Raw genomic sequence first — 26,459 nt, 5'->3', positions numbered from 1 at the left:
CTATAGGTTTGATTTGGCTATGAGTTTCAAACCAGAAAAAATTATCAGCGGTGGGCAGACCGGTGCGGATACTGGTGGCTTGATCGCCGGGCAACGATTGGGTATTGCCACCGGTGGTACTGCCCCGCAGGGGTATTGGACCGAAGTTGGAGAGCGCGCCGATTTTCTCAAAAGCTTCGGGCTGATTGAACTGGCATCTGGGAATTTAGCAGAGCGCACTCGGGAGAATATCCGTAATTCTGATGCAACTTTGATCTTTACCGACAATCCCGGCAGTGATGGTACCTCTTATACCATTAAGTTTTGCCGGGAGCTGGGTAAACCCTTTTTAGTGATTGATCCCTGGGATGACTGCTGCAAACAAATCCGCGATTTTATCGGTAAAAACAAACCTTATATTTTAAATGTAGCTGGCAATAGGGAATCAAATTCCCAGGGGATTACCTGGCGCACGGCCGAGACCATACAGCGGGTATTTAGTGGTTAATTGGTTGCGACTGTTGGTTCGAAACTTGTGGTTGTGGGGCGCGCAGGCGAAGCTCTAGGTCTGCATGCTGGCCCACGGAAAACCAGAAAAAAACGCACAGCGCAGTGACTGTTGCGCCGAGGGTAAAGTATTGCACCCACTTTGGCTCCGGTCCGCCGGGTAGCCAGTGTTTCTCTTCGACGCTGCGGCGGCGATTTAATATCAGCGCATAGAAAATAACGGTGGCAATAACAAATATCAGCGACCAGCGCGTCTGTTGGCCATCGGAGCCCACCAGTGCCACCAGGCAATAGATTGCGGCAATTAGCAGTATTACAGTAAACAGTGTGTATTGTTGCTGCGGTATTTTGCCGTAAGCGAGTACCCGCAGTGCAATTGCCGAGTAGATATAGGGCAGTAATGTCATGATGACCGCCACCGAGGCGATCTTGCCAAATTGCTGGCTGGCGCTGGGAGAAATGGTGGCGAGTACCAGTAAGGACATCAGAATGGCTACCAAAGTCAGGCCGACAGAGGGCACCCCTTTAGGATTGGTTTTGGCAAAGGCTTTGGAGAAGAGACCGTCATCAGCTGCAGCCTTGGCAGATTGCCCCACCAAAAGAATCCAGCCGCCGAGAGAGCCGATACAACCTACTGCTGCACAGACTGCAACAATATTCGCGGCGGTATTGCCTAACGCCAAACGTGCGGCGTCGGCAAAAGGTGCCGAAGAGGCGATGAGTTCTTTGTTAGGCAGCATGCCCATAATGACCGAAGAACTCAGGACATAGGCTACCGATGCCAGCAACACCCCGCCAACAGTGGCGATCGGCACATTGCGGCTGGGGTTTCTCACCACTGCTGCGGATACAGATGCGGTTTCCACGCCGATAAATGCCCACAGGGTAAAGGTGAGCGTGGCCATAATGGCACTGGCATTGCTCTTGCCGGAGACATTCCAGCTAGTGTTGAATGTCTGGCTATCAAACCAGAACCAACCGAAGAGTGCTGTACCGAGAATGGGAATAAACACCAAACTGGTGGTGAGCGATTGGATACGACCAACCATACGCGGCCCGAGGATATTCGCGTAGGTGAGTAGCCAGATCATGGCCACCTGGGCCAGGGCAAAGGTCATAGGGTCCTGGAGCGGGGGGAAGAAATGGGTGATATAGCCCAGCCCGGCGGTGATCAGTGCGACATTGCCGATGACATTGGCCAGCCAATACACGAGGTTGGTCTGGTAGCCGATATAGTCGCCAAACGCCCTGCGTGCGTAGGCATAAGGGCCTCCGGCGGCCGGGTCCAGGGCGGCAAGGCGGGCAAAAACCAGTGCTAGTGATACGGCGCCCACGATGGTGATTAACCAGCCAATCAGGGAGATGCTGCCTATAACTGCCAAATTGGCCGGTAGCATAAATACGCCGGAACCCATCATATTGCCGGCCACCATCAGCGTGGCTGGCACCAGACCGATTTTATTACTCTCCGCCGTCTGGGGGGTTATGGCGCGGTCCCCCGGTTCAGGGTGTAGACATGGTAGTGCCCCTTGTGTACTTCGACACCGTGGTTGTCATGGCCGAAGCCGGGAAACTCCCGGTCGAAGGACTCCAGCACGCGTAAATATTCCAGGGCAGGACTGCCCTCGCTGCCAAAATTTTCCCCCGGCATCAATAGCGGAATACCCGGTGGGTAGGGAATAACCCCGGTTGCTGCGCTGCGCCCAGCCAACTGGCTCAAGGGAAGCAATTCCACTTCGCCGCGCACCAGGGCTTCATAGGCCTGCACAGGGCTGAAGTCGGCCTGTGGCAGAGCAGAAAAACCAGCGGACATTTTTGCTGTGCTGCGCAATTCCTTCATACGGGTAAACATTTTTTGCGCCAGGTCGCGTAGGCCCATATCGGCATAACCAGAGTGCTTGGCCAGCAGATTGGGCAGACACTGGCTGAGAGGCTGATTGGCATCGTAGTCCCGTTTGAAGGCGAGTAGTGCGTTGATCAGCGTGCCCCATTTGCCCTTGGTTATGCCGATGGAAAATAGGAACAAGATGGTAAAATCAGTGGTCTTCTCGACAATAATGCCGAGGTTATCCAGGTACTTGCTGATAATGCCGGCTGGAATACCCCATTCCGCCAGCTGACTGTTGCGCTGCATGCCCGGGGTAGTGATGGAGACCTTAATGGGGTCGAGCATGCAATAGCCTTTCTCTAGCTCGCCGAATCCGTGCCAGGAGTCTCCGGGATTCAACAACCAGCAGCTGGCTTCGCTGCACAGTAGCTCTGTAGGTGCGCTGTGAAAGGCGTATTTCTGGCCGCTTGAAGGTTCTGTTACCTGATCCGGCTGCCAGCCATCAAAAAACCACTCCCCCTTTTCCCCATACTCTCGTTTCAGTCGTGCCAACACTTGGCGAAAAGCCACCGCCTCAGCGATAGATTCGCCCGTGAGCGCAGTGCCGCCAGGGCCGTCCATCATCGCTGCACTGACATCATTCGAGGCCATGATGGAGTAGAGGGGTGAAGTGGAGGCGTGCAGCATAAAGGCCTCGTTAAAGCGGCCGTGTTCGATGGGGCTGCGCCCATCGCGGATATGAATCATGGAGGCCTGCGATAGGGCCGCCAGCAGTTTATGTGTGGACTGGGTGGCAAATTTTGTCGGGCCTGTGTGAGGCTCATCGTCCTCGCTGTCGTACATCGCGAAGCGATCCCGGTAGATCGGGTTGAAGCGCGCATAGGCGTACCAGGCCTCATCAAAATGCAGCCGGTCTACGGACTCACCCAGCAATTCCTCCACCCGGCGCACGTTATAGCAGAGGCCGTCATAGGTGGAGTTGGTGATCACCGCATGTACCGGCCGCTGGCTATCGGCGCTGCCCGCCAGGGGATTGTTAACAATGGCCTCTGAAATGGCTGCTCTCGTCAACTGATCCGGGGGAATCGGGCCAATCAAACCGTAGTGATTGCGCAGTGGTATCAGGTAAGTAGGAACAGCGCCGGACATGGTGATGGCATGTTCTACAGACTTGTGACAATTGCGGTCGCACAGGGCCAGCTGGCCGCGGGTCACAGAGGCCATCACAATCACGCGATTGGAGGTGGAGGAGCCGTTGGTGACATAGTAAGTGCGATCTGCGCCGAATACCTTGGCTGCGTAGCGTTCCCCTGCGGCGATGGGGCCTGTGTGATCGAGTAGGGAGCCCAGCTCTGTCACAGAGATGGACAAATCTGAACGCAGCATATTTTCGCCGAAAAAATCATAGAAGGCGCGCCCTGCAGGGGACTTTAAAAATGCGGTGCCACCAGTGTGGCCGGGCGTGTGCCAGGAGTATTCATGCACATGGGAAAAATGGGTTAGGGCGGCAAACATTGGCGGCAGCACCGCCTGGCTGTAGCGCCTTATTGCACCCTGGATACGCCCGCCGATAAAAGTGGGGGTGTCCTCCAGAATCCAAATGAAGTCATTGGCCAGCTCCAGGGCGCGGCGCGGCATATTGCTGACGGTTTCGCGGTCTGCCAGCAGAAATACCGGCAGATGCAGATTACGTGCTCGCAACTGCTCCAGCACATTCAGCGCTGGGGGGTGACCGCTGCCGGGCAGTTCCCAGTTCAGTAGCAGACATTGTATTGCCGGGTTGGCGCGTAACATGGCACTGGCATCGTCACTGGAAACCGTGGTGATCAGGTCGATGCGACGCTGCGCCAGCTCCTCCTGCAGGCGTGTGGCGGCGCGGCCAGGAGCGCTGTTGCTGGCGATCTCCCCACTGGCGAGCAGGGCCAGCATATTGGTGGGCACTTGTTTTCCGAGCTGGTGCATGTACCTCCCGCCTGGGTTGCGTCTCGGGTCGAGTTGGCCGGCTCCCCGTCAGCGTAGAAAGTTGTCTTTTAGCAGGTCGACCACTTCATCTGCGCGTCCGTTGAGTATGGCCTTGAGGCCAAATAGCGCGGTGGAAGACACCTGCTGCGCTGTCACCTCTGGGGGCATCACCAGTTCCAGCCGGTTTACAGTGACGTCCAGTAAGGCAGGTCCTTTGACTGCTAGCCAGCGTTTCATCGCGTCCTCGAGATCACTCGCTCTCTCGACTTTTTCTCCAGGAATACCAATCACTTCCGCCATGCGGCTGAAATCGGGGTTCTGCAGGTCGGTGTAGCTATCAAGCAGTCCCTCAATACGCTGTTCCATTTCCACAAAGCCGAGGGAATGATTGTTAAAGACCAATAGTTTGAGAGGGATTTTTTCCTGCACCAGGGTCAATAGATCGCCCATTAGCATGGTCATTCCGCCATCGCCACACATCGCAATTACCTGGCGGTTGGGGTCTGCCTTAGCCATACCCAGACCCTGGGGGTAGGCATTGGCCATGGTGCCGTGGGAGAGACTGGTGAGGAAGGAGCGCTTGCCATTGGCGCGCAGGTGGCGCAGCAGCCAAACCATGGGAGAGCCGCCATCGGCGGTAAATGCAGCTTCGTCGCTGGCGAGTTTATCCAGGGCTTGGGCAACGTACTGTGGGTGAATCAGTTTGGGGTCTGGCTCGTGGCCGCGCTCTTCCAACTGCTCCAGGTCTTTTTGATAACGACTGAGCAGGTCCTGGAGAAATGCATTGTCACTGCGGTCTTTTAATCTTGGCAATAGGGCTTCAATGGTCGCGCCGACATCGCCGACCAGGCCCATATGAATGGGCGTACGTCGCCCGAGGTGGGAAGCCGCAATGTCCACTTGAATAATGGTGGCTTTTTCCGGGTAAAACTGGGTGTAGGCGAAATCGTTACCCAGGCACAACAGCAGGTCACAGGTTTGAACTGCGCGATAACCGGCAGGGTTGCCGAGGATACCATTCATGCCCACGTTGCAAGGATTGTCGTATTCCAGATATTCCTTGGAGCGGGTGGTATGCACTATGGGTGCAGCCAGCTGCTGTCCCAGCTTAACTACTGCATCGTGCGCGAAGCGGCAGCCGATACCGCCATAGATAACAATTTTCCCTGCTTGGTTGAGCTTTTCTGCCAGCGCATCCAACTCCTCATCAGTGGGGCGTGCTATCCACTGGGGGCGATGAACAGCCCAGGGAATTGAGTCTTTGATCTTGGTCTTGAAGATATCGCCACTGACCTCAACCACCGCAACGCCTCTGTGGTTGAGAGCTGCCTGAGCAGCTTGGCTCACAATGCGGCGAGCCTGTTCAGGGTCGGAAAGGGTTTCACAGAATACTGCGCACTGTTCGTAGAGTTTGATCTGATCGACATCCTGCGGGAATCCCAATCCCTGCTCGGCTCGGTCAATGCGGGTGGCGATCAGCAATACCGGTGCGCCATTGCGGTGGCTCTCAAAGATGCCGTTGAGAAAATGCAGGCTGCCGGGGCCAGCGGTACCGGCACAGACACTGAGCTCCCCGCTCAAGTAAGACTCACCGCCTGCAGCCAGGGCACCCACCTCTTCGTGACGAACGTGGACCCACTCCAGCTTGGACTGGCGCACGGCGGAGGTGAAATGATTGATGGTATCGCCGACGATGCCATAGCAGCGCTTTGCTCCGGCTTTTACCAGGGCATCGACAATAATTTCCGAAACGGTCTCCATGGAAATCTCCAGAGTAAGGGGCAGGGCTTACAAGCGCCGCAGTGCGGAGTGATCATCGTGGTGAGCCAGGTTGACTGCGGGCCGGAATGAATCAGCCCTGGCGGCCTGCCACCAATGCCGGTAAGGCGTCTCCTCAGGGGCGTCTATCAAGGCGTTCTCATTGAGAAAGTGCCAGATGCGATCAATAGGATATGACTCAGTACCATTGATGCGGTGATAGAGGTGGTAGGGTTGAAGGTCGCGCGGTTCGGTTAAACCGGCGGCGGCGACAATCTCCCCCAGAGCCTCCAGGGTCTTGGCCTGGAAAGCCGCCGCGCGCTTGCTCTGCACATCCACCACCAGGCCCCGCTGGCGCTTGGGGTCCTGGGTCGTGACACCAGTAGGACAGGTATCGGTGTGGCAGCGTCGCGACTGAATACAGCCGATGGAAAACATAAAAGGCCGCGCGGCATTGCACCAATCGGCGCCTATCGCCAGACAGGCTGCGAGTTCTGAAGCAGAGTAGATTTTACCGCTCGCCGCCAAGCGCACTTTATCGCGCAAGCCGGTAGCAACTAAGGCATTGCGGACTACGATCAGCCCCGACAGCAGTGGCATGCCCACATGGTTGGATAATTCCAATGGCGCGGCACCGGTCCCGCCTTCGGCGCCATCGACCACGATAAAGTCGAGATATTTCTCTGTTTCCAGCATGGCTTTCATAATGGCCAGTACTTCAAAGACCTGCCCCACGCACAGTTTGACGCCCACCGGTTTGCCACCGGAGAGGTTGCGCATCTGATCGGCAAATTCGAGCATTTCAATAGGGGTGGAAAACATCGAGTGGGCGCGTGGAGATACGCAGTCGACGCCCTGCTGGACTTTGCGGGTTGAGGCAATTTCCTGGGTAACTTTTGCTCCGGGTAATACACCGCCATGGCCAGGTTTAGCGCCCTGGCTCAGCTTAATTTCCGTCATTTTTACCTGATCATTGCAGGCTTCGCGAAAAAGGTCGGGATCGAAGCTGCCGTCATCCTTACGGGCACCGAAATAGCCGCTTCCTAGCTCCCACACCAGGTCCCCACCATGTTTGCGGTGATAGGGGCTGATGCCACCTTCTCCGGTGTCGTGATAGAAGCCACCGATAGCTGCGCCCTGATTCAGTGCCTCAATCGCAGCGGCGGATAAGGCGCCAAAGCTCATTGCGGAAATATTTAATAGCGTTGCCGAATAGGGTTTTGCACAGCGGCCAGAACCCACTTCGATGCGGGACTTAATATCAGCCTCTTTGGCCGGGTTAATGGAGTGCGTGAGCCACATGTATTCATCACTGCGTACATCCAGCTCAGTACCAAAGGGGTGCATATCCGAGAAACCGTCGGCGCGGGCGTAGACCAGTCGGCGCGCCTCATAGCTAAATGGTCTGCCCTCCTCATCACCCTCCACGATGTAAGCGCGGAAGTAGGGGCGCAGATTCATAAATAACCAGCGTATGCGCCCGGCAACAGGGAAGTTACGTGTCAAACTCCAGTTGGGCTGAAGCATGTCATAAATGCCCAGTAGCACTAAGAACAGGCTGAGTAGCAATGCGATCACCCACCAGGCATCGACAGCAATGGTGAGTATTAAAAATATCGGTGTCAGAACCAGGGCGGTCACTGGAATGATGGCGCGCTTGATTCCATTCCGACTGGCATAGGCGCGCCAGGCTGTGGAGATGATCATAGTGTGTGGGTTCAATCTCATTACTGGGAGTTCCGATAATGAACCTAGATCATCACAGGGGGCTTTGCCGCTATCGGTCCACGATCTGCCGCAAAACTGACCACCCCCAGTATGAATCTTGCCAATCTACTGTTTGTAGGCGCGTAAATACTGGCTTTAGGCATTGAGTGTATGCAGCTGTTTATTTCCATGCGGGGAGGCCTGCAATACTTAATAAGGGAACGGGCCTCTGAATAATTCAGTAATTTCAATTGAGGCTTGAAGGTCGAGTGGTATGGGGGTGGGCCTTTGCGAATGGATGGGTCCTTTGCCTGAGCATTCCAGTAGTCGCCTGACAAGATTCTGGCAGAAATAAGATTGATTGAGCGTTCACGGGAGATAAGCATGTCGGGATGGAAGCATGCTGCGGATGTACCCTTATCGATTACCGAGAGGAGTATCTACAACTTACATTACCGAAAAGCCTTGGCAGATATGATCGCCCGTGCAATCAGTATCAGGGGCGCGCTCCAGATCGACCTGTTCAGAGAGGCGGTTCAACGAACTGTCAATACTTACCCTATTGTTCGTTGTCGCTATACCCGCGAGCCTGTTCGACGGATTTTTGCTGATGTCGAATTGGATATATTGGATGTTCGGGGCATGAGTGACTCTCATGTAAAGAGCTTCTTAACCCAATACAGTAATGCGCCAATAGCACTGGATACTGATCAGCTGTTGAGCTTAAGCCTTATCCGTACCGGAGAGGATGAATACATCTTCTTAACGAAGTGTCATCACATTATTACTGATGGGATTAGTTTGTCACTGCTTTGGGGGTTGATACTGAGTACTTATCTGGACCTTGAGAGCGGGGCTGGTTTCCGTCCTCAGCCCGAAATCATTGATTACGCCGATTACGTGGATTTTGAAAATAACTACATCCGTAGCCAGCGGGGACAAAAAGCTCTACAACATTGGCAAAATAAGCTGGCCCGACAGAGAAGCGCGGTTGAGGTGGCCTCATCGGGGAAAACGGTCTCTCTGTATTGTGAAGACTTGGTTTGCACCCTGTATAAGAAAGAGTTCTCCCATATTAAAGAACGGGCAAGGGTTGCCGGGGTCAGTCACTTTGTCTATCTGTGTGCAGGATTTCAGCAGGCTTTGTTCGAACTCTTACAAAAAGATTTTTGGATGAATACGAGCTTGTCACTGCGGGTAAAAAGAGAACATCGGAAGGTTTTGGGGCCAATGTTTCGCCAGGTAAATCTGGCAGTGGTAGCTGAGGAAACCTGGTTGAAAAAACTACGGCGGATGTGCAAAGAAATACACTATGCCGTGCGAACGGTTTACGTGGCTGATTCGATTGGTCCCCATGGCATTATTGGCAATAACCTGCCTGCTCCCTGCACCTATTTGATTAACTTTCTGCAAACAGAGGTACAGCAGGAGGGACTACAAGCGATTTATAACGATGCTTCCTCGAACTGGATCAACTTAAATGAGAGAGTAAAAATGCGCTCAATGAGTTTGCCCACCCGAATTACACCCTATGGAATCTATCTTTCTCTGGCGGCCTACGGTGGGCACCTTCATAGTAACTTTGTCTATAACGCCAACTGTTTCAGCCGCGACACCGTGCAAAAACTCAGCGATCGGTGGCGTTTTATCTTGGAGAATGGCTGTTAGGCCGAGTTTGCTTGAATTACTGCGCCAAAAATATCAGTAAACTCTCACTGGGGACGGGGGCAAATCATTCACTTTGCACAAGCGTTGGCCTGATTACCGCCCTAGCCAGCAAGTGCTGGCATTCGCTCGCGGGAGTGGGTTTCTATAGCTGTAACGATAGAGTGATCATTCAGTTCAAGCAGAATCTCATCCAGACTCAGTAACTGCCAGCAGGCTCTTGCTCCTGCCTCTTCCATTTCTCCGCGTAGAAACTTACGCGCTAGTGCTGCCGCTGGGGCTGCAGGAATCCAGGGGCCATCGCCATTTAGGCCTAATACCTGCCAGCTGCGCGAGGCGCTTTCTCCATGGGCATTCTCTCCTGTAGCACGCACGATCATGCCGCCGTGTGGCGTGCCTCCCGGCCAGCGGTCACTGATCTTATGGCCAAGTTGGGCTAGGCGCGCAGTGGTTGCCGGTAGTTGTAGGCGTGCCAATTGAGCGCAGGCGGACAGGCCGATTTGCAGGGTCAGAGGCTCAAGGCCAGTGGCGAAGCGAGCACTGTGCATCTTGGGAAAATACTTCGGGCAGAGCTCTAGGTCGGGCACATCAAAGTCGCACAGCCAGCGTTTGCCCACTGGGTGGGCCAGGTTGATGGGGCGTAGATTTTTCCCTGCGTGGGATTCGCGCCAGTAGCCGCTCTGCAGCTGTGGAAAGCTGTGGCCAAGGGATTCAAAGCCAGCGCGTACCGTCGCCAGGCCGCGATCTATTCGGTGTGCAGGTGCTATGGCAATGTCTATGGAGTGAATCACTGGCAGTTCAAGCTGGATTTCGGCGATTGCGGCGGAGCTCAGCCCGGGCAGGCTGCTGGCGCCCGATACCATACTAATACCTGCGGCCTCTGCGGCGGGGGACAAACGGTGAAAATCGCACACGAAACGACGACCATCGGAAATATCAATGTAAGGTGTGCGTGACTCGATGCAGGCTTTTGCAACCCGATAATCACTCTCTTTTTGGAAGGGGCCTGCGCAGTGAATCAAAAGATCCAGGTGGAGGGCTTTGAGTTGCGCAGCCAAGTTGACGGCATCTCTCTCCAGGCGTAAACCTTCGGCAAGCCCGCCGAGTCCCTCGGCACACTGGTCTGCCAGAGCCTTGTTGCGGCCGGCAATAATCAGCTGAATATTGGGCTCGGAGCTCAGCATTTGCGCAATGCGTGCGCCAAAGTTGCCGTAGCCGCCGAGTATTAATACGCGTTTGTTCAGGTTATTAATCACCTGGATCGCACTCCTCTCCCCTGAGGTTAGTTAGAGTGGATCATGCAATGGGGCAGTGACGTAAATCAAGAGAATCTTAGTGACTATTGATTAAATGACTGGCTGGCGGTTTATCGCGATTTGCCCTTGCTGGGTGAGTACCGACGAATAAATAGTAATCTTAGGGGGACAACTATGACGTAAAAAGGGTCAACGGATTACCCCGGCAGCGTTCGTTATTCACACCTTATCGGCTGTTAAAGAAAACCAGGCGCTATCCCTTAGCCTTATCTAGTTTGTGTGTTACAGGGGCTAATCAATGACACTATTCACTTGCTTGGCGGTAACCTGATCGGCGGTCTTGTATATTATTTATTCATATCTTTTGGTGTTTGGCGCGGACTTTTCTCTGGGGAGGTTAATATGCGGCAAAACGGTAATGCCCATATTCTGGTGTTGGGGGGAGATGGCTTTTGCGGTTGGCCTACGGCCTTGTTTTTATCGCGGCAGGGATACACGGTCACTATCGTGGATAACTTCTCAAGGCGTCGTATCGATGAGGAGTTGGGGGTGGAATCCCTGACCCCGATTGAGAGTATTGGGCAGCGCCTGCAGTGTTGGTGGGAGACGACCGGGCTAAATATCGGGCTGCACAGATTGGATTTGGCTTGTGACTACGAGCCGCTAATGGAGTTGATTGCCGAGACCCGGCCCGCTGCTATTGTGCACTTTGCTGAGCAACGCGCAGCGCCATATTCCATGAAATCCTCGCGTCATAAACGCTACACCGTTTCCAACAATATCAATGCCACCAATAATCTTCTCGCCGCGGTGGTGGATGTCGGCGTCGATAGCCATATCGTTCATCTCGGTACTATGGGAGTTTACGGTTATGGCTCTGCGGGCATGAAGATTCCAGAAGGTTATCTGGATGTGGAAATACCGATGGCAAACGGCCAGAGGGTGTCCCAGCAGATACTCTATCCCACTAACCCTGGCAGTATTTACCATCTGACGAAATCCCAGGATCAGCTGCTCTTCGCCTACTACAACAAAAATGATGGTGTGCGAATTACAGATTTACACCAGGGGATAGTGTGGGGGACACAAACCGTGGAAACCTCCCTGGATGAGCGCCTAATCAACCGCTTCGACTATGACGGTGATTACGGCACTGTACTGAACCGCTTTCTGATGCAAGCCGCTACCGGACATGAATTGACTGTACACGGTACCGGCGGGCAAACCCGTGCATTTATTCATATCTCCGATACCGTGCGCTGTATCCAGCTGGCGATTAACTCTCCTCCCGTCGCAGGAGAGCGGGTGCGTATCATGAACCAAATGACCGAAACCCATCGGGTGCGTGATCTCGCCAAAATGATTGCCGATGTGAGCGGAGCCAAGGTGGCATTTGTCGACAATCCGCGCAATGAGGCTGCAGAAAATGATTTATTTGTGGAGAATGCCAGCCTCTGCAACCTGGGTTTAAAACCGACATTTTTGGCCCAGGGATTACTGGAGGAAATCTCTGAAGTAGCGGGGAAATATGCCTATCGCTGCAATGCAGAGCTGATCCCGTGTCGCTCTTACTGGCGCAACCACAAAGTCCAGGAAAGTACTCCAGATGTTGAGACACCACACCTGCACAAAGTACTTGAGGGGGCCCAGAATTTGATTCGGCCCACTAACTCTTAGACGACGATTGGAACTCCTATGCCAGGCTGGGATTGCTCTGCGCATGTGCCTCTGTCGATCACAGAGCAGAGTATTTACAACCTGAATCACCGCAAGGTACTGGCGGACCTGATTACCCGCGCGATGCGTATTAAGGGGGACGTAGATGTCGAGCTGTTTGAGCGGGCTGTGCCTACGGTTATAAATACTTATCCTATTTTTCGCTGTCGCTACCGGGATGAGCCGGCTATCCGAAGTTTTGATGATATCGAACTGGACTACATGGATATTCGCCATATGAGCGAGGCGCATATTACCAGCTTCCTGCGCCAGTTCAGCAGTTCCCCAATGGATTTAAATTCGGACCAGCTGCTAGGCCTCAGCCTTTTTCGTACCGGTGAGGATGAATATATTTTCTTGACCAAGTGCCACCACATTATTACCGATGGTATTAGCCTGTCTCTGTTGTGGGCCGAATCCCTAGCTGCTTACCTGGCAATGGGAGCTGGGAAACCCTATAAGCCCCGCAAAGAATCCACCGATTTTGCCGATTATATCAATTTTGAGGAGACATACCTTGGGACGGAGCGCGGGCAAAAGGCCAGTTACTATTGGCGCAATAAGTTAGAGTTGCAGAGAGACGTTGTATGGCAGGCTTCGCACCAAGAGATTGTCTCAATTAATTGTAGCGAGGTGACTCTCAATATTGATGGGGCCAATTTTGCGCAGATTCGAGCCAATGTCAGTGATGCAGAAATTAGCTTGTTTGCCTTCTTATGCGCTGCCTACCAGCAAACTTTATGTGAATTTCTTCATCATGACTTTTGGCTAAATACCAGCCTGTCTCTGCGCTTAAAGCGAGAGCACCGCTATATTCTGGGCCCCATGTTTCGCTATGGCAATTTGTCAGTTTGCAGAAATGAATCCTGGTCAGAAAAGCTCGTGCGCCTGTCACGAGAGATCCGGCATGCGATGCGCACGGCCTACGCCGCTGATTCAATTGGCCCTCACGGCAGTATCGGCCACAACCTCAATGCCTCAAGCTGCTTTCTTATAACCTTTCTTCAGGCGGAGGAGCATCATGAAGGATTTACTGCTGTGTATACCGGCGAAACTTCAGAGTGGGTAGAAATTAGTGAGAACTTGAAAATACATACGACCCCGCTGCCAACGCGTCTCACCCCTTACGGAATTTACCTCTCACTGGCAGTCTATGGCGGCCAGTTACGGGCGAGCTTTATCTATAATGTGAACTGTTTCAGCCTTAAGCAGGTGGAGAGCATTGCAGATCGCTGGTGCCTTCGCTCAATCCATGGAGCGGATGAGAAAATGCCTCCCCTGTGAGTCTCCCATAGGCATTTCTGAGTGCTAGGCAGTGCGTATACCTAACTAGTGTTAAACATATTGCAGTAGCCATCATGTCTCGTTGTGCCTTTATTACCCTCGTAAACAGCCCGGATTATGTGATTGGTGCGGTTGCGCTAAAACGTTCGCTGGAAAGGGTGAGGGCTACACACCCTTTGATAGCAATGGTGGTTGCCGATTCTGTGGATACGGAACCGCTGGAATTATCTGGATGCCTGGTGCGGGAGATCAGCCCACCAGATTTTTCTGAGGCATTTATCCAGCGTCACGAGCGCGCAGGACTTCACATGCGCGCGCCTTTCGATAAGGGGGAAAAACCTCGGTTCCATATTCCTCTGAATAATTTTTGCAAGCTGTCCCTCTGGCAGCTGGAGGAATATGACAAGCTAATTTTTCTCGATGCAGATATGTTGGTACTGCGCAATATCGACCACCTGATGGGATACCCTGAATTTTGTGCCGCGCCCAATCTCTATGAAAACTTGGACGGCTTTGGCCGAATGAATTCTGGCCTATTTACCGCCGTACCTAGTGTAGAAACTTACCGGAAAATGCTGGCATTATTGGATAGGCCGGGCGCATTTTGGCGGCGCACCGACCAGACTTTTCTGCAGGCATTCTTCCCCCGCTGGCACGGAATGCCTTATATCTACAATGCCCTGCAGTATCTGTTTTTTAATCTACCGCAATTATGGTTGTGGAGTAGCATTCATGTGATTCACTATCAATACGAAAAACCCTGGCAAAAGGACCATACGAAAATGGAGCAGCTCAGACCCTTGATCGAATTGTGGTGGGCAGTCAATCAGGGTCGTGATATCGGTGCGAGAATCGAGCAGTTGACCCAGGAGCAGAGTCAGTCAGTGAGTAGTGCCCAGTGAATATCGGCATCACTGGCGCCAGTGGCTATGTGGGGCAGTTTATTGTCCGTTACTTTCTCGATCATGGTTATAAAGTGCGAGCACTATCCCGCACAGGTCATAAATCTGGGTTATTTCCTTTTCCTACAGGTAGCAACTTTGAGTGGGTTGCTGGCGATATGGCGGATCGTGCAGTTCTATCCAGGTTTGTTAGTGGTTTGAATGCGATAGTGCACTGCGCCTATGATCACTTGCCTGGGCGTTATCGTGGTGGGGAAGGGGAGAATCTTTCCGGTTATCTCCAATCCAACCTGAACAGTACGCTGCTACTGATGCAAGTGGCTCATACTGCCTCCGTGGATAAATTCGTATTTATTTCCAGCAGGGCGGTGTATGCCACGGGGTGTTTGCGAGGCAACTTGTACGAGCATCAGGCGGCCTTGCCAGATACATTTTATGGGGCTTACAAATCGGCGGTGGAAGCGATGGTTTCCGCTTGGGCGCAGCAGCGTCAATGGCACGCGGTCTCCCTGCGTCTCACCGGAGTCTATGGTGTGGTGAATCCCCTCGAGCGCAGTAAGTGGTATGACATTGCTCGCGCAATGGTGAGCGGTGAGCCCTTCACTCAAACCAGAGTTGCCACAGAAGTACATGGGGAAGATGTGGCCAGGGCAGTGGAGTTGGTTCTATCGGAGGCGGATGCCAAGGGGAGGGCGGTGAATTGTAGTGATCGCCTGGTGAGTTACCGAGAGGTGGCGGAGATTTTGCAGTCCATGTTGGGAAAGCGTAGCCCTCTGCCCCCAGAAGCTCAGGGAGAGCGGCCAGCAATAATGGATTGCGCTTATTTACAGGCCAAAGGGTTCCGCTTTGGTGGGGCGAAGCGTCTGCGCCACAGCCTGCGCCTCTTGGCGGAGGCTGTGAAGCTCGAACAAAAGCTCTGTCACTAACTATTGGGAAGCTGGATGTGGGTAGCCCTGCTTCAGCCGATTGGCCAGTGCATCAGTTCCAATGTTTCCCCACTCGCTTTTAGGCACCAGGCATTGCGATCCCAGTCTCCCAGTACAATGCGCTCTGCTGCAGCGTCATCAAGTGAGAAGGGGTGGCGACCGGGCCTGTGGGTGTGGCCGTGGATCAGGGTATTTACGTTGTATTCACGCATCACTCTTTCCACTTCCTCAGGGGTAACATCCATGATGTCTTCCGCTTTGCGACTATTCATGGCTTTGGAGGCGGCGCGAATCTGTGCGGCGATAGCGCGGCGTTCTTCCAAAGGCTTGGCCAGCAACCCCTGTTGCCAATTGGGGTCCCGCGCCTGACGCCGAAAAGTCATATATTCCTCGTCGCGAGTGCAGAGGCTGTCGCCATGCATTAAGAGAACCTGCCGGCCTGCCAGAGTGAGGGTAGTTGGGTCTTGCAGTAGCACCGCACCTGTGCGCTGGGCAAAATCGGTACCGAGCAGGAAATCGCGGTTCCCATGCATTAGGTACAGTTCCACCCCGGTGCCACTGTAGTGGCTTAACTCCCATACCACCTCTTCAATCAGGGGGGCATCGTCGTCATCGCCAATCCAGGCCTCGAAGAAGTCGCCGAGAATATACAGTGCTTCGGCACCGGCGGCGGGGCCGCGCAGAAAATCAAAAAAAGCCTGGGTAATCTCCGGTCGGCTCTCATCGAGGTGCAGATCGGAAATAAAATAAATAGACAATGTCCCCGCCTTAGAGCCTAAATGGGCTCGAAAAATTACTTGTCTGCGTAGTCGTCAGAAATGCTGATACCGGTGATTTCGATGGTTTCCATGGGTACGTCCTGGTGGAAGCCCTTGCTGCCGGTTTTTACGCTTTTGATCTTGTTGACCACGTCCATACCGTTGGCCACTTTGCCGAATACGCAGTAACCCCAGCCCTGGGTGTCTTTGCTGCGGAAGTTCAGGAAGTCGTTGTCCTTTACATTGATAAAGAACTGGGAGCTGGCGGAGTGGGGGTCCATGGTGCGGGCCATGGCCAGGGTGCCGGTGTCATTCTTCAGGCCGTTGTCCGCTTCGTTTTCAATGGACTCGCGGGTTTCTTTCTGCTCCATGTCGGGGGTCATGCCGCCACCCTGAATCATGAAGTTGTCGATCACCCGGTGGAAAATGGTCCCAGTGTAAAAATCGTCACGGCAGTACTGCAGGAAGTTGGCTGCGGTCTTTGGGGCCTTGTCGAAATCCAGTTCGATAGCAATATCTCCGTGGGTAGTGTGCAAGGTGATCATAAAATGTCCTATGAGGGTTGATTTCGGCCGGCATGATACCTTTTAGTCAGGAGCTGTAAAACGCCGAGTCGCGATATCATAATGGATTGCCTAAAAAGTGTGCGCCAACAGCAAAAATCATCGTCTGGCGCTCAGCTAAATAGGATATTCTGTGGCTCAACTAGGGTATAATTCGCCGTTTATGTTCGCACAGCTGTAAATAAGAGAATCCTATGACATCCGAGAGCAAGCCCGCTCACTTTTTACAGAACCTTATTCGCGAAGACCTGGCAGAGGGCCGGGTATCCCAGGTGGCAACCCGCTTTCCACCGGAGCCGAATGGATATCTACATATTGGACACGCCAAATCCATCTGCCTGAACTTTGGTTTGGCACAGGAGTTTGGCGGCACCTGCAATTTACGTTTTGATGACACCAACCCCGCTAAGGAAGAGGAAGAGTTTGTCGATGCGATTAAGCGCGACGTTTCTTGGCTCGGTTTTGAGTGGAATGGCGAGGCCAAATATTCCTCGGATAATTTTGATCAATTGTACGAGTGGGCACTGAACCTGATTAAAGCCGGCAAGGCCTACGTGTGCGACCTGTCCGCAGAAGAAGCCCGTCACTACCGCGGCACGTTGAAAGAGCCGGGTAAGAACAGCCCCTACCGCGAAAGAACCGTGGAAGAAAACCTGGCGCTGTTTGAAAAGATGCGCAATGGCGAAATGGAAGAGGGCCAGTGCAGCCTGCGTGCCAAGATCGATATGGCCGCACCCAATATCAATCTGCGCGACCCGATTATTTACCGCATCAAAAAAATGGCCCATCACCAGACCGGTGATAAGTGGTGCATTTACCCCAGCTACGATTTTGCCCACGGCCAGTGTGATGCGATTGAGGGTATCAGCCACTCTATCTGTACCCTGGAATTCGAAGATCACAAGCCGCTGTACGACTGGCTGATCGAGAACCTGCCGGTGCCCTCGCGTCCGCGTCAGTACGAATTTGCACGTCTGCACCTCAACTACACCGTGGTATCCAAGCGCAAGCTCAAGCAGCTGGTAGACGAAGGCCATGTAGATGGCTGGGATGATCCCCGCATGCCGACCCTGTCCGGTATGCGCCGTCGCGGCTTTACCCCGGCTTCCATTCGCAACTTCTGCGAGATGATTGGTGTAACCCGCTCCGATTCCGTCGTCGATGTGAGCATGCTGGAGTACAGCATTCGCGACGACCTGGATAAAAATGCACCGCGCGCTATGTGCGTGATGGAGCCTTTGAAGATCACCCTGAAAAATTACCCGGAAGGTCAGGAAGAACTGTTGTCAGCACCGGGCCACCCAGTGCGGGACGATCTGCCGGCCCGTGAACTTCCGTTTGGCCGCACTCTCTATATTGAGAAAGAGGACTTCCGCGAAGAGGCCAACAAGAAGTACAAGCGCCTGGTGTTGGGCAAAAAGGTACGTTTGCGTAACGCCTATGTGATCTTTGCCGAAGAAGTCGTGAAGAATGATGCCGGTGAAATTGTTGAGGTGATCTGCTCGGTTGATCTGGACACCCTGGGTAAGGACCCGGCCGACGGCGTTAAGCCGAAAGGCGTGATTCATTGGGTATCTGCCGATAACAATGTCGATTGCGAAGTGCGTCTCTACGATCGCCTGTTTAACGATGCGGCGCCGGATGTCGGCGGTAAGAACTTCCTCGACTGCGTAAACCCGGACAACCTGCAAATCCTAAAAGGCTGTAAGGCGGAAATCGGCCTGGCCAAAGCGGAACCAGAGCAGGGCTACCAGTTCGAGCGCAACGGCTACTTCTGTCGCGACAGCAAGTACGGCAGCGCAGAAGCGCCGGTGTTTAACCGCACCATTGGTCTGCGCGACAGCTGGGCCAAAGAGCAAAACAAATAGCAAAGCGGAGAGCTGCCCGAGCGGCAGTTTTCGCGGTTGGGCCAGGGGCTGGCCCAACCACACAGCAAAAAGAATTCGAGAGAAAAGATGTCTCTACAGGTCTACAACACGTTTTCCGGGAAGAAAGAACCCTTCGTACCACAGGTGGAAGATCAGGTGCGCATGTATGTGTGTGGCCCCACCGTGTACAACCGCGTGCATATTGGCAATGCCCGCCCTGTGGTGGTGTTTGACACTCTGTACCGGGTACTGAAAAGAAATTTCAGCGATGTGATTTACGCGCGCAATATCACCGATATTGACGACAAAATCATGAAGACCGCGCGGGATAACGGCGAGGAAATCGCTGTACTGTCTGCCCGCTATGCCCAGGCTTACTACGAGGATATGGCCGCGCTCAATAACCTGGAGCCGGATATTGTCCCCTACGCCACCCAGCACTTGCCGGAAATGATCGCGATGATCGAAAGCCTGCTGGAGAAGGGACACGCCTACGCCGCCGAGGGCCATGTGCTGTTCGCCGTGGAGTCCATGCAGGAATACGGCCAGCTGTCCAAGCGCTCCCTCGACGATATGCTCGCCGGTGCGCGGGTGGAAGTAGCGCCTTACAAAAAGTACGCTGGCGACTTCGTACTGTGGAAGCCGTCCGCCGATGACGAGCCCGGCTGGGACAGCCCCTGGGGCCGTGGACGCCCAGGTTGGCACTTGGAGTGCTCGGCCATGATCAAGAAGCACCTGGGTGACACTATCGATATCCATGGCGGCGGTCGCGACCTGACCTTCCCCCACCACGAGAATGAGCGGGCCCAAAGCTGCTGCGCCAATGGCGTGGATTTTGTGCGCTACTGGATGCACAACGGCTACGTGAATATCGATGGCGAGAAGATGTCCAAGTCCCTGGGTAACTTCCGCATGGTCAAAGACCTGTTGGCACTTTACCCTGGCGAAGTACTGCGCTTCGCACTGCTATCTGCCCACTACCGCTCAGAACTGAATTTCAGTGCTGACCTGCTTGACCAGGCTTGGCGCACCTTGGATACCCTCTACGGTGCACTGCGTGAAACCGAAGTGGTTGAGGCGCAAGCGGCAGATTTGGCCGGCACCGCTTTTCTTAAAGCGCTGGAAGATGATCTAAATACTCCCATCGCCATTAGCGAACTGCACCAGATCGCCCGCGATTTGAACAAGGCCGAAGTCGCCGATAAAGCGCGCCTGAAAGGTTTGTTGCTGGCGGCCGGTGAAATGCTCGGCATTTTGCAGCAAGACCCGGAAGCTTGGTTCAAGCAGGCCCGCGGTGGCGAAGAAACTATTTCCGCAGAGGAAATTGAAGCGCTGATTGAAGAGCGTGTGCAGAGCAAGAAAAACCGTGACTTTGCCCGCGCCGATGAGATTCGCGAAGAGTTAAAATCCAAGGGTGTGGTGCTTGAGGATAGCCGCGAGGGCACCAAGTGGCGCCGCGAGTAGGGCGCCTCTATCCCCTAAACAACATCCTTAAACTAAGCTCACTGATTTCTCCCTCGCTGGTCGCAGCTGGGGAGAAAAAGCCATTCGAATTTCATTTGTAGAAGCGAACCATGAAAAAAGTACTCGTTCTGATCTGCTCCGCTGTTGCCCTTGTCGCACTGACCGCCTGTGAGCCCAAGCGCGGCTCCGATGCCTGGTGTGAAAAAATGGATAAAGTGCCCAAGGGCCAATGGACCCTGGATGATGGACGCGACTACACCAAGTACTGCGTCTTCAACCAAAAGCCGGAAGAGGAATAAGCGGGCTTATAGTCGTTGTTCTTCGTCGATTCCTACCAACACTTCTTCCGCCCGCTGACCGGTAAATACCGCGAGCAGGTGGTTGAGTGCTTGCGTCTTTTGTATGAGCGTCTGTACACCGCCAAGGCTGACTACGGTGAGTCTTTGCTGCGCGAGCAGATCCTGGAAATTTTTGCCGAGGCCCTGACCCGCGCGCCCCAACTCGATAGTGAAGATGGAGTGCAGGACCCCGAGGGCCGCTTCCGCAACCTGCGCGATCAGGCCGTCTGGGTACTGAACAGTTTGGTGGAATTCGGTTGGCTGGAGAAGCAGGTGGACAGCGCCACGCTCACCGCCACCTATCCGTTTAGCCGCCGGGGCCGCCTTTTCACTCAGCCGTTAGTGGAAGTGAACGGCACTCGCGTGCGCACTCGCCACCGCAATACTCGTAACACCTTAAATGCCCTGGAAGCCTTTGCCAGTCGAGGTGAAATCCACGACTTGATCGATGCCTGGGAATACTCCGAGCGTATCGTGGCGGATTTCACCGATATGATCGCCGAGCTGGAAGAGCGCAAGCGGGAAATGGTGCGGGAGGTGGAAGCCCAATTGCTGGTGCAGCAGGCCACCGATGAGTTTTTCTCCTTTATGGAGAGCCGCTTCCAGCCGGACCTGGCTATCCGCCTGTCTGCGGACAGCGTGGAGAAGCACCGCGATTCCATCAACCGGGTGATTGATTGTATTCGCCGCAAGGAGGATATGCAGAAAGCGGAGTGGGAGAAGCGCCTGCGCCAGCTGCTGCCGGAGTTGGTACAACCGGGCCAATCCCTGTTGTGGCTGATGCTCGATACCATCGAGGACCGTATGCGCCGCGCCTGCGAGGTGAAGTTGCCCGCTTTACGCCGTGCACTACAGGGCTTTACTAAGCGTGCGGATATTATTATTCGCCAGCTCAGCTACCTGCACAGCCAGGCCGAAGGTGAATTTGCGGACCTGTGCCAGCGCCTCGGCGAGAGCCAGCAAAAAACACAAATTCTCGAGCAGCTGGGCGAACAGTTAGGCGGCTTCCAGTTGCGCCTGTTTGACCCCAAACAAACCCAGCTGTGGCAACGCAATCGCCGCCAGCCGGTGAATACCCGGGTCGAGGATGAAACCCCCATCGGTGAAGAGAACCGCCGCGAGATCGAGCTGCAACAACTGCTCGACCAGGCGTTTAATTTCAACAACAGTAACCTGCGCGATTATCTGAGCGATGCTCTCGGCACCGGCCGCCAGATCAACAGCCGCAACCTGCCATTGCGCGATGCGCGTGATCTGCTCGCTATGAGCCATGTGATCGAAGCGGCGGCAGTGAACCAGAGCGGCGCCGCCGACTTGCAGGTGAAATTTACCGGTGAAATCGCCAGCAATGATTATTTCACCGAATTTGACGAATATATCCTGGAGCTGAAAAACAGTGATTGAACAGGCTTTGGAAGAGGCCCTGGCGCAGTGTCGCCTGAACCGCAGCGAATTTTCCGAGCTGCTGGTGCGCCTGTTGGATTACGGCGTTATCTGCCGGGATGAAAGCGTAATTGAGACCACGCTTTACGATCGCTTCCAGCGCTGCGAGCAGCTGGTGCGCGAGTGGTTGGCCCCGCTGGGGTTGCGTTTGCAGCACGACAGTCGTTTCCAGTTTATCCGCGTGTATCCGCCCGGCGCCGAAGTGCCGGGTTTGCCGGATCAGGAAGAGCCGCACCATGGCGGCTTCCGCGCCCGTCTCAGCCAACAGGAAGTGGCCGCGATTCTCGCCCTGCGGGTGGAGTACGATAAAGCGCTGCGGGAAGGGCAGGTGGATGAGAGTGGTTGTGCCGCGCTGTCGATGGAAGCCCTGGAACTGGGCATGCGCAACCTGCTGAAAATGTCCCTGCCAGATAAGCACGCCGAGCGTAAAAACCTGCTGAAGAAATTGCGCCAGCTGCGTTTGGTGCAGTTCAGCAGTGAAGAAGTGGAGACCAGTGCGGAAGTCTGGTTGCGCGTGCGCCCGACTATCGCCCACTTTGTCAGCGAGTCGGTATTGCACCAGCTGATCGACAGCGGAGCCCCGCACGCAGTGGAGAGCGAGGCTACTCAAACTGATGAAATTGATGAGGTTGAAGAGGCGGAACAAGAGCAAGCGCTCGAACGCATCACTCCAGAAGTCGAAGATAGCAGCCTGTTTGAGAGTGAAGCCGCTTCCTAGTTGAAAATAGAGGCCGCAGTAGCGGCTATAAAAAATCGAAAACATTCGACCGCCCGGGTTTGCGTAAATCGCACCCGGGAGCCTCGGAGAGGGGTGTCGGCTTCCCGCCTGCAAAAAGACCCTGCTTTTGAAAAGACCGTTTTTTTGAAAAGACTATGTTCCTAAAAAAACTGATCCTGATTAACTGGGGCAATATCCCGCAGTTGGAATATGATTTCGGCCCGATCAACCTGTTTTCCGGTGGCAACGGTTCCGGTAAAACCACGGCGGCCGATGCTATCCAGACATTGATGACCGCCGCCCACGATACCCTGTTTACCTTTAACCCGGGACAGGATGAAACCACCCAGCGCGGGCGCGGTGGCAAGCAGGTGCGGACGCTAGCTTCCTATGTACTGGGTTGTGACGACGGTAGTTATGCCCGTGTAGAGCCCACCGACTGTTACATTGCCGGTATTTTCCATCCCACCAGCGGTGAAGACGATGCTGAGCCTTTTACCGCAGTGATGGGGATTCGTGCGCACCTGGATAACAGCAGCAAGCCCGCCCAGGCTCGCCAAAGTGATTTGCGCTTTTTCGTATTCCCCGGTGAACAGTTGGTGATGGGGGATTTTGTCCGGGATTACACCGATGGCAAACATTTGCTGCCACTGGATAAGTTCAACCAGGTCCTGAGTAAGCAGTTCGAAAAAGTAGAGCAGTACGACAAGAAAAAGGCCTACCTGCGCCGCCTTTACGGCGCTCTGCGCGGACGCCGCGATGCGGTCTCCGATCGCGAGGCCATGCACGCCGCGCGCACCTTTGCCAATTTTATGGCCTACAAGCCAGTAAAAAGCATCAACGATTTTGTCGCACAGGAAGTGTTGGAAAAGCGCGATCTGGGTGATGCCATCCGCTCCGTTTCCGAACTGATGAAAACCATCCATAGCATGGAACAGGAAGCCCGTCAGATTGTGGAGCGGGTCAGTTCCCTGGAGGCCATCGCCCAGTCGGTAGAGCTCTACCGGGAGCAGTGGTTGCAGTTGCGGGTGCAGGAATATTTGTGCGCACGCCATCGCCAGCAGCGGGTGCAAAAGAGTTATCTGAGCGGCAAGAACGACCAGAAAAAACTGCGCAGCGATCTGGACAACAATGAAAGGGAGGTGCGCGTCGCCTCCGAACGCGTCGAGCAGCTCAATGGTCAGCTGGTAGAGCTTCAAGCCCAGCGCCTGGGTATTGATGCGCTGCGCAATAAGGACGAACTGGAACAGCGTATTAACAATGCCCTGAGCCTTCTGTCCCAGCAGCATACCCCCATGTCTGCCGAAGAGGCCCGCTGGCGCGAGAACCGCGAGGCCGCCGAAGAATTATTAAACCTGCTTAACTCCACCTCCGCCGAGTTGGAAATTCCCGCCTTCTCCGATAAAGCACTGGTGCAGGCGATCAAGCAGGTAGCCCGCGAGGAAGACCTGCCGGATCTGCACAAGCTGTTGGGCAAGGACTGGATTGACCTGGCCGCACTGGAGCCACTGCGCGAGCGCGCTGCCAGCAGTGAGGCCCTACAGAACCGCCTCTTCGATCTGCTGGATAGCAGTGGCAAAGCTGGCGCCAGTGATGAGGTTTCTCCCAAAGAGCAGATTGCCCAGCAGGCCTCCCGCTGGGAGCAAAAAGTCCAGCAACTGCAAAAGCAGCTGCGCACCCAGGAGAGCCGCATTCAGCATCTCCAGGCCAACCGCGTGCGCTACCCCCAATCGGTGGAAGCGGCCCTGGCCGCAATTCGCGAGCAGTGCCCTGAAGCGGAGCCCCGCGTCCTGTGTGATTATGTGGAAGTGCTGGATGAGCGCTGGCAGATGGCGATTGAAGGCTATCTGGGCGGTGCGCGCTTCTCGATTATTGTGGAGCCGGAACATGAAGCCCGCGCGATTCGTATCGTGCGCAGCCTGCCCGGGCGCAACAACCGCGCCCGCGTGATCCAGGGGGACAAAGCCCGCCGCGATGCGGAGCGCCTGGATACGCCGTCGGGCTCCATTATCGAACTGATGGAGTTCACCCATAAAACTGCCGAGCACTATTTGCGCGCTTCCTACGGTGCCGTGGTGCAGGTGGAGGATGAGCACGAGCTGCGCGGCACCCGCCGGGGCCTGACTGCCGACGGTATGGCCAGTGGCAACTACAGCATGTGGCGCTGCGATATGGACGATGCAGAGTTGGTGTTCGGCCAGGGCGCCCGCGCCCGCGCACTAGCGGCGCAGCAGCGCGCTATGGAGCAGTTGCTGGAAGAGGCCGCCCACGTCAACGAGCGCCACCAGCTCTACCGCCGTGTCACCAATGCGGTGCGCGGACTGGCGAATATCAAGCTGTTGTCCATTGTGGATTCCGCCCTGGCGGCCCAGCGCGAATGGCGCAGCGCCGAGCGGGCCCTGGAAAACCTGGACCTGAAGGACTTTGAGCAGTTCGAGCAGCAGGTCGATGAACTCAAGGCCCAGCTTAAAGACCAGCAGAAGCAGTTGTCTGACCTCCAGCGCAAGCATGGCTCTCTGGAGACCAAACTAAGGAGCAATGAAAAGCTCTTATACGCCCTGTCTGGCGAGCTTGAGTCCTTGGACGATGCCGCCAGTGACAGTGAGGAAATGGTAAGGCGTATTACCGCCATCGATCCCACTTTCGATGCCGAGCAAGTACTGGTTACTGCCGACGAGCAGGTGGAGCGCGCCGCCGACAACTTCGACTTCTCAGCGGATATCGAAAGTTGGCAGGGGCAGCTGGAGAAATACAGTCGCCAGCTCGATCGCGCGGTGATGGAGTACAACGCCACCTGTGCCAGCGTCGATACCCTGGTATTTGAGCCAGACTTGAGTGGCGGCCATAAAGATGGCCTGTTCAAGTTGATCAGCGGTCTCGGCGATCAGGTAGAGACCCTGCGCAACCGCCTGAAGAACAACCTGCTGGTGGAGCGCCACGATCAATTGCTGGGATTGAAAAAATCCTTTAACACCACTTTTGTAACCCACTTGTGCCACGCTATTTACCAGTCCATTAACGATGGTAAGCGCGTGTTGGATGATCTGAATAAAGAGCTGGAACACCACCGCTTTGGCGCCGACCGCGAGCGCTTCCGTTTTGACTACCAGTGGGTGGCGGAATTCAAGGAATATTGGAGCTTCTTTAAGGCGGTAATCGAACTGCCGAACTTGGGCGAAGAGCAGAGCCTGTTCGACACGGACCTGGCGCCCAAGCACCGCAAGGTGCGGGATCGCCTGTTGAGTATGCTGCTGAGTGAAGACGAGCAGGTGGCGCGGCGCGAGCTGGATCGAATCAGCGACTATCGCAACTACCGCAGCTATGAGATCTATAAGGAACCGGAAGGCAAGGAGCCGATTGCGCTCAGCCAGTACGGCACCGGTTCCGGTGGTCAGTTGGAAACGCCGGCTTATATTATCCGCTCCGCAGCGGTCACTTCGGCCTTCCGCTTTGGTGAAAGCGGCAGCCATTTGCAGATGGTGCTGGTGGATGAGGCCTTCTCCAAAATGGATGAGTCCCGCTCCAAGGAAGTGATCCGCTACCTGACCGAAACCCTGGGCTTACAGCTGCTGTTTATTATGCCCAGCAGTAAATCCGGGCCTTTTATGGACCTGATCTCGAATCAGTTTGTATTCAGTAAGTGCCCCAGTGCCAAGCCCATCGGCCAGCTGAATACGCGGGTGTATGTCGATCGCAAGGTGTGCAACCAGGAGCGTATCGCCGAACTCTGGGCCAATCACCGCCGCACGATTCGCCAGCAGGCGTCGCTGGATTTTATGGACCTGGTAGAAGTAGAGGGATAGGTATTTTCGGGGGA

General features: G+C 54.6%; 19 protein-coding genes. 12 read left to right on the top strand and 7 right to left on the bottom strand.

Going from position 1 to position 26,459, the window contains the following annotated elements; translation table 11 throughout:
- Window positions 1-19: 19 nt before the first annotated feature.
- Window positions 20-487, top strand: coding sequence for a YpsA SLOG family protein (locus ACJJIB_RS14035; RefSeq protein ID WP_444884463.1), 468 nt, complete (start codon window positions 20-22; stop codon window positions 485-487).
- Here the strand turns inward: ACJJIB_RS14035 and adiC are convergent.
- From adiC to ACJJIB_RS14015, 4 genes are read right to left on the bottom strand one after another with little or no spacing between them, the layout of a single operon-like run.
- Window positions 477-1,934 carry an arginine/agmatine antiporter gene (adiC, locus tag ACJJIB_RS14030; protein WP_444886530.1) on the bottom strand — a complete coding sequence of 486 codons (1,458 nt, stop codon included), beginning with the start codon at window positions 1,932-1,934 and terminating at the stop codon, window positions 477-479. The two genes, ACJJIB_RS14035 and adiC, sit on opposite strands and share 11 nt — an antisense overlap.
- 35 nt (window positions 1,935-1,969) lie before the next feature.
- Complete coding sequence (locus ACJJIB_RS14025) at window positions 1,970-4,276, bottom strand: Orn/Lys/Arg family decarboxylase (protein ID WP_444886529.1); 2,307 nt, start codon at window positions 4,274-4,276, stop codon at window positions 1,970-1,972.
- 48 nt (window positions 4,277-4,324) lie between these two features.
- Window positions 4,325-6,037: a thiamine pyrophosphate-dependent enzyme gene (locus tag ACJJIB_RS14020; RefSeq protein WP_444886528.1), complete on the bottom strand. Its 1,713-nt coding sequence runs from the start codon at window positions 6,035-6,037 to the stop codon at window positions 4,325-4,327.
- Window positions 6,038-6,064: 27 nt separating this feature from the next.
- Window positions 6,065-7,762 (bottom strand): FMN-binding glutamate synthase family protein, encoded by a 1,698-nt coding sequence (locus ACJJIB_RS14015; protein WP_444886527.1) that lies wholly within the window; start codon window positions 7,760-7,762, stop codon window positions 6,065-6,067.
- Window positions 7,763-8,125: 363 nt separating this feature from the next.
- On the opposite strand from ACJJIB_RS14015, the gene ACJJIB_RS14010 reads away from it, so the two are divergent.
- Entirely contained in the window at window positions 8,126-9,409 is a 1,284-nt protein-coding gene (locus tag ACJJIB_RS14010; RefSeq protein ID WP_444886526.1) for a condensation domain-containing protein, read from the top strand.
- Between the two features lie 101 nt (window positions 9,410-9,510).
- Here the strand turns inward: ACJJIB_RS14010 and ACJJIB_RS14005 are convergent, their stop codons facing one another.
- Window positions 9,511-10,662: a saccharopine dehydrogenase family protein gene (locus ACJJIB_RS14005; RefSeq protein ID WP_444886525.1), complete on the bottom strand. Its 1,152-nt coding sequence runs from the start codon at window positions 10,660-10,662 to the stop codon at window positions 9,511-9,513.
- Between the two features lie 402 nt (window positions 10,663-11,064).
- Here ACJJIB_RS14005 and ACJJIB_RS14000 point away from each other — a divergent pair, with 402 nt between their 5' ends.
- The 4 genes from ACJJIB_RS14000 (at window position 11,065) to ACJJIB_RS13985 (ending at window position 15,490) form a co-directional block, all read left to right on the top strand.
- On the top strand, window positions 11,065-12,339 hold the full coding sequence (locus ACJJIB_RS14000; protein ID WP_444886524.1) for an NAD-dependent epimerase/dehydratase family protein: 1,275 nt from the start codon (window positions 11,065-11,067) through the stop codon (window positions 12,337-12,339).
- 18 nt (window positions 12,340-12,357) lie between these two features.
- Window positions 12,358-13,662, top strand: coding sequence for a condensation domain-containing protein (locus ACJJIB_RS13995; RefSeq protein WP_444886523.1), 1,305 nt, complete (start codon window positions 12,358-12,360; stop codon window positions 13,660-13,662).
- A gap of 74 nt (window positions 13,663-13,736) precedes the next feature.
- Window positions 13,737-14,564, top strand: a complete 828-nt coding sequence (locus ACJJIB_RS13990; protein ID WP_444886522.1) for a glycosyltransferase — start codon at window positions 13,737-13,739, stop codon at window positions 14,562-14,564.
- Window positions 14,561-15,490 carry an NAD-dependent epimerase/dehydratase family protein gene (locus ACJJIB_RS13985; RefSeq protein ID WP_444886521.1) on the top strand — a complete coding sequence of 310 codons (930 nt, stop codon included), beginning with the start codon at window positions 14,561-14,563 and terminating at the stop codon, window positions 15,488-15,490. Before ACJJIB_RS13990 ends, ACJJIB_RS13985 begins: the two co-directional genes overlap by 4 nt.
- A 32-nt stretch (window positions 15,491-15,522) precedes the next feature.
- Here the strand turns inward: ACJJIB_RS13985 and ACJJIB_RS13980 are convergent, their stop codons facing one another.
- Window positions 15,523-16,248: a UDP-2,3-diacylglucosamine diphosphatase gene (locus tag ACJJIB_RS13980; protein WP_444886520.1), complete on the bottom strand. Its 726-nt coding sequence runs from the start codon at window positions 16,246-16,248 to the stop codon at window positions 15,523-15,525.
- 35 nt (window positions 16,249-16,283) lie between these two features.
- Complete coding sequence (locus tag ACJJIB_RS13975) at window positions 16,284-16,793, bottom strand: peptidylprolyl isomerase (protein WP_444886519.1); 510 nt, start codon at window positions 16,791-16,793, stop codon at window positions 16,284-16,286.
- 212 nt (window positions 16,794-17,005) lie between these two features.
- Between ACJJIB_RS13975 and ACJJIB_RS13970 the strand changes: the two genes are divergently transcribed.
- The 6 genes from ACJJIB_RS13970 to ACJJIB_RS13945 all read left to right on the top strand — a co-directional run bounded on the left by ACJJIB_RS13970 (window position 17,006) and on the right by ACJJIB_RS13945 (window position 26,445).
- Complete coding sequence (locus ACJJIB_RS13970; protein WP_444886518.1) at window positions 17,006-18,679, top strand: glutamine--tRNA ligase/YqeY domain fusion protein; 1,674 nt, start codon at window positions 17,006-17,008, stop codon at window positions 18,677-18,679.
- Between the two features lie 87 nt (window positions 18,680-18,766).
- Window positions 18,767-20,143: a cysteine--tRNA ligase gene (gene cysS, locus ACJJIB_RS13965; protein WP_444886517.1), complete on the top strand. Its 1,377-nt coding sequence runs from the start codon at window positions 18,767-18,769 to the stop codon at window positions 20,141-20,143.
- A 110-nt stretch (window positions 20,144-20,253) separates the two neighbouring features.
- The gene (locus tag ACJJIB_RS13960; protein ID WP_252082097.1) at window positions 20,254-20,442 is read left to right on the top strand and encodes a DUF3012 domain-containing protein; all 189 of its coding nucleotides are present in this window, start codon (window positions 20,254-20,256) and stop codon (window positions 20,440-20,442) included.
- A gap of 15 nt (window positions 20,443-20,457) precedes the next feature.
- Window positions 20,458-21,885, top strand: a complete 1,428-nt coding sequence (locus ACJJIB_RS13955; protein WP_444886516.1) for a Wadjet anti-phage system protein JetA family protein — start codon at window positions 20,458-20,460, stop codon at window positions 21,883-21,885.
- A complete protein-coding gene (locus tag ACJJIB_RS13950; RefSeq protein WP_444886515.1) occupies window positions 21,878-22,642 on the top strand; it encodes a DUF4194 domain-containing protein in 765 nt (254 codons plus the stop codon). The genes ACJJIB_RS13955 and ACJJIB_RS13950 overlap by 8 nt, the downstream gene beginning before the upstream one ends.
- Window positions 22,643-22,797: 155 nt before the next feature.
- A complete protein-coding gene (locus tag ACJJIB_RS13945; protein WP_444886514.1) occupies window positions 22,798-26,445 on the top strand; it encodes an ATP-binding protein in 3,648 nt (1,215 codons plus the stop codon).
- The last annotated feature ends 14 nt before the right edge of the window (window positions 26,446-26,459 follow it).

The organism is Microbulbifer mixtoriginis (SeqCode), assembly GCF_052467705.1.
Note: the sequence above shows the minus strand (reverse complement) of the source record. Positions and strands in the feature narration are given on the sequence as shown.

Bases quoted from the DNA above. Each gene is read 5' to 3' on its own strand.
- ACJJIB_RS14035 (WP_444884463.1), top strand. From the start codon at position 20: ATGAGTTTCAAACCAGAAAAAATTATCAGCGGTGGGCAGACCGGTGCG.
- ACJJIB_RS14025 (WP_444886529.1), bottom strand. From the start codon at position 4,276: ATGCACCAGCTCGGAAAACAAGTGCCCACCAATATGCTGGCCCTGCTC.
- ACJJIB_RS14020 (WP_444886528.1), bottom strand. From the start codon at position 6,037: ATGGAGACCGTTTCGGAAATTATTGTCGATGCCCTGGTAAAAGCCGGA.
- ACJJIB_RS14015 (WP_444886527.1), bottom strand. From the start codon at position 7,762: ATGAGATTGAACCCACACACTATGATCATCTCCACAGCCTGGCGCGCC.
- ACJJIB_RS14010 (WP_444886526.1), top strand. From the start codon at position 8,126: ATGTCGGGATGGAAGCATGCTGCGGATGTACCCTTATCGATTACCGAG.
- ACJJIB_RS14000 (WP_444886524.1), top strand. From the start codon at position 11,065: ATGCGGCAAAACGGTAATGCCCATATTCTGGTGTTGGGGGGAGATGGC.
- ACJJIB_RS13995 (WP_444886523.1), top strand. From the start codon at position 12,358: ATGCCAGGCTGGGATTGCTCTGCGCATGTGCCTCTGTCGATCACAGAG.
- ACJJIB_RS13990 (WP_444886522.1), top strand. From the start codon at position 13,737: ATGTCTCGTTGTGCCTTTATTACCCTCGTAAACAGCCCGGATTATGTG.
- ACJJIB_RS13975 (WP_444886519.1), bottom strand. From the start codon at position 16,793: ATGATCACCTTGCACACTACCCACGGAGATATTGCTATCGAACTGGAT.
- ACJJIB_RS13970 (WP_444886518.1), top strand. From the start codon at position 17,006: ATGACATCCGAGAGCAAGCCCGCTCACTTTTTACAGAACCTTATTCGC.
- cysS (WP_444886517.1), top strand. From the start codon at position 18,767: ATGTCTCTACAGGTCTACAACACGTTTTCCGGGAAGAAAGAACCCTTC.
- ACJJIB_RS13960 (WP_252082097.1), top strand. From the start codon at position 20,254: ATGAAAAAAGTACTCGTTCTGATCTGCTCCGCTGTTGCCCTTGTCGCA.
- ACJJIB_RS13945 (WP_444886514.1), top strand. From the start codon at position 22,798: ATGTTCCTAAAAAAACTGATCCTGATTAACTGGGGCAATATCCCGCAG.